The 291-nt window shown below is 45.0% G+C and carries 1 protein-coding gene; it reads right to left on the bottom strand.

Annotated elements, in window-relative coordinates; genetic code table 11:
* Nucleotides 1-291, bottom strand: a 291-nt coding sequence (locus N473_RS24760; protein WP_196766478.1) for an SdrD B-like domain-containing protein, incomplete at both ends; no start/stop codon positions are given.

Below are 291 nucleotides of genomic sequence, written 5' to 3'. Positions count from 1 at the left end.
GTAACCATCTGCATTCGATTCGATCAGGCCAGTAAAGCTAAACGCACCATTGGCATCAGTTTTCACGCTTTGGGTAACTGACTGACCAAACTTATCTGTGCCTGTGATAGTCACTGTGATGTCTTTTAATCGAAGATCGTTTTGATCAACCGCGCCGTCTTGATTTACATCCAAGAACACGGTACCAGCAACTGACTTATCACCGGCTTTTGGTTTTTCTGTAAATTTGACTTCTGGCGTTGTATCTGTGCCGACTATCACTTTTGCGACATTGCTGACCACACCCGCATC

It is taken from the genome of Pseudoalteromonas luteoviolacea CPMOR-1 (assembly GCF_001625685.1).
GTDB lineage: Bacteria > Pseudomonadota > Gammaproteobacteria > Enterobacterales > Alteromonadaceae > Pseudoalteromonas > Pseudoalteromonas luteoviolacea_K.
Note: the sequence above shows the minus strand (reverse complement) of the source record. Positions and strands in the feature narration are given on the sequence as shown.